This is a genomic window from Alistipes sp. HGB5, assembly GCF_000183485.2.
In the GTDB taxonomy this organism is placed as follows: domain Bacteria; phylum Bacteroidota; class Bacteroidia; order Bacteroidales; family Rikenellaceae; genus Alistipes; species Alistipes finegoldii.
Window position 1 is genome coordinate 1 of sequence record NZ_AENZ01000022.1, and the last position, 2,416, is coordinate 2,416.

Annotated in this window: 2 protein-coding genes; both read left to right on the forward strand. The window is 45.9% G+C overall.

What is annotated here, in order from left to right; translation table 11 throughout:
* Positions 1–308: 308 nt before the first annotated feature.
* Positions 309–1,076, forward strand: coding sequence for a hypothetical protein (locus tag HMPREF9720_RS03975; RefSeq protein WP_009596934.1), 768 nt, complete (start codon positions 309–311; stop codon positions 1,074–1,076).
* Positions 1,077–1,483: 407 nt separating this feature from the next.
* On the forward strand, positions 1,484–2,323 hold the full coding sequence (locus HMPREF9720_RS03980) for a hypothetical protein (protein WP_009596935.1): 840 nt from the start codon (positions 1,484–1,486) through the stop codon (positions 2,321–2,323).
* Positions 2,324–2,416 lie beyond the last annotated feature (93 nt).

Genomic DNA, 2,416 nt, shown 5'->3' on the forward strand with positions numbered 1-2,416 from the left:
GAGCAATACCTACTATCTCGTTATCCGTATCTTCCATAATTTTTGATTCTGGATTGATAGTATTAAAGGAAATCTTCATTTCACACTCAAAAAATGTGGAAATAGGAAGCAAAGACAAGGACAGCAAATAATGCCGTCCTTATCCGTCCTATAAACTTATTTTCTATGGAAGCAGTAGAATTTCCCTATTCTCGGATTTGCTATTACAAATATAATAAAAATCTTTAATAAATACAAGTTTAAGGGCTGGTTGTTCAGCGGAATTTCAGGCGAATTTTCCTATCTTTGTTTAACCGAATGTTACTGCTATGGACCCGCTTTACGATTATGTTTCCGAGATTGCTAACCGAATGTATCCTACATGGGTGTTCGACGACAGTTGTGGAGAGTATTTTCAAACCGATTCTTTCCGCGGATGGGATTTCGTGCATCAGTTGGAGGACGGGCGGTTGAAAAGCCCCTTTACGAAAGAGCAGTATTTGGAGAACGCTCCGATTATCCGTTCCCTGCGGGCCATGGGTATCGACACCGAGAAATTTTGGATGGCGATACTCTTTGTCTATGATGTGGTACAGGAACGGACGGAAAATGTGCAGCAGGTTCCGACCTCGGTATTCGAGGAGTTTCGGACTTTCGCCAAGTACCTGCAAGAAAATCCCGATGCCAAAATCCGTGCATGGCGAGGGCGCGAGCACGGTGCGACCCTTGAATCCGACCTTGCAAAACGGATGTTGGGCAAGTTGCTTGCTGACAACGTGGCAGAACTCTATGCCAAGTTGTCAAACACCCGTTCTTTCGGATTGGACGGATTTTCGGTGAATCTCAAAAGTTGTTACAAGATTACGCTTGCCGTCAAATGTTTTTTGCCGCTTTTGGAAAAGTTCAAAGAGGAAGATAACCGCAGTACGAATCCCAATAAGGTTTCCTATAACAGGATGCTGTTGATTTCGCGCATCGTCTATTTCTTCGGCTATACGGACAATCCGAAATTCCTTGATAATGACGAGAGTATATCGGGAATCTGGACATCTTACAAGGATAAGGAGTGGACGACGGTAGGCGCGAATTTTAGATAAATCCAATTACATATCGGATGATAAGGGACGGCATGAGCCGTCCTTTTTTTATTCTGCCGATAAGGGGTAGTAAAAATCATGCACTTTTTCGCTATCCGACAACTATTTATGTCATAATGAGTTATGTATGGTTTTCGTAGTATTCAACATTGAAAACGCAAACACAGGTTCTTTGACATACACTCCGCTTCTCGGTAGGGAGAGAGAATCCGAACCGAAAGGCCGCAGGTCGAATCGCACGGCAGGACGATGACGGGAGTTTGCCCAAGCCATCACCCGACTGCCGCCAGAGCTGGCAAGAGCTCACCAGTCAGACCTAACGCCGAGAAAATGAAAAACAAACATTTTTTAACAATATTATTAATTAAAACCTCGCGGGTGGTATGAGGTAAACCCGCACAATTAAAATGAAAAAAATGAGTGTAATTTCAGTCATTGTAAACCGTAATTTCGCCTTTGTAAAAGGAAACCGCCCGACCAACTCCAAAGCGGTAACGGCAAAAATGAAGTCCATCGAGGAGTACGGGCTCTTATCGCCGATTACGGTTGTGGACGGTGAACAGGTAATTACGTCTGGCGGACATTTGGTAGACCTGAACGGCAAGGACATTCCCGACAGCCAGTCGGTGAACTATTACGCCGTGCTGGACGGTCAGCACCGATTGATTGCCTATATTAAATTAGGTCTGAATCTGAACGACCTCGTGATTACCGAGCCGCTGAATGTGGATATGTCGATTGCGGCGTTGATTGCCGAAATGAATATCTGCACGACCACGTGGAAAGGAACGGACTATATGGCCGCACCTGCCATGACACTCTCCAAGACGAATGAGGTCTTTGAGTTTGCCGTACAACTCCGCAGCAAGGGGTTCCCGCTGGCAACCATATCCCAATGGTGTACGGGAACAAATTCACTCAAACCCAAAGACTTGGTAAACTGCGTGAAAAGCGGGGAACTGCCTAAAATCCTGCAATCCGAAACATGGTATCAGCGGAGTATCAGATGGTATGAGGCCGCACAGGAAAAGTTTTCGGATTCGTTCCTGTCGAAAAAGTATCTGATTACCTATATCATCATGCGGTATAACAACGCCGCAGACCCCGTGGCCTACTGCCGTCAGATAGAACAGGCATTGAAGCAACTCACGCCTGCACAAGCGACGGAAATCATGGAAGCCCGCAAGATAGGGTTAAAATCCCGTGAGCAGGTGGTCGTTGAACTGCTGGAACAATACCTCGGATAGGATGATAGTAAAGAAAAAGGAGGTCGGATGCCATCAAGGCCGCCGACCTCCCGATTCCTACAATAAGTGTTGCATCGCCGCGTCGATTTGGCT

What these genes read in the sequence shown, in the direction of transcription:
- HMPREF9720_RS03975 (WP_009596934.1), top strand. Translation starts at nt 309, where the DNA reads ATGGACCCGCTTTACGATTATGTTTCCGAGATTGCTAACCGAATGTAT.
- HMPREF9720_RS03980 (WP_009596935.1), top strand. Translation starts at nt 1,484, where the DNA reads ATGAAAAAAATGAGTGTAATTTCAGTCATTGTAAACCGTAATTTCGCC.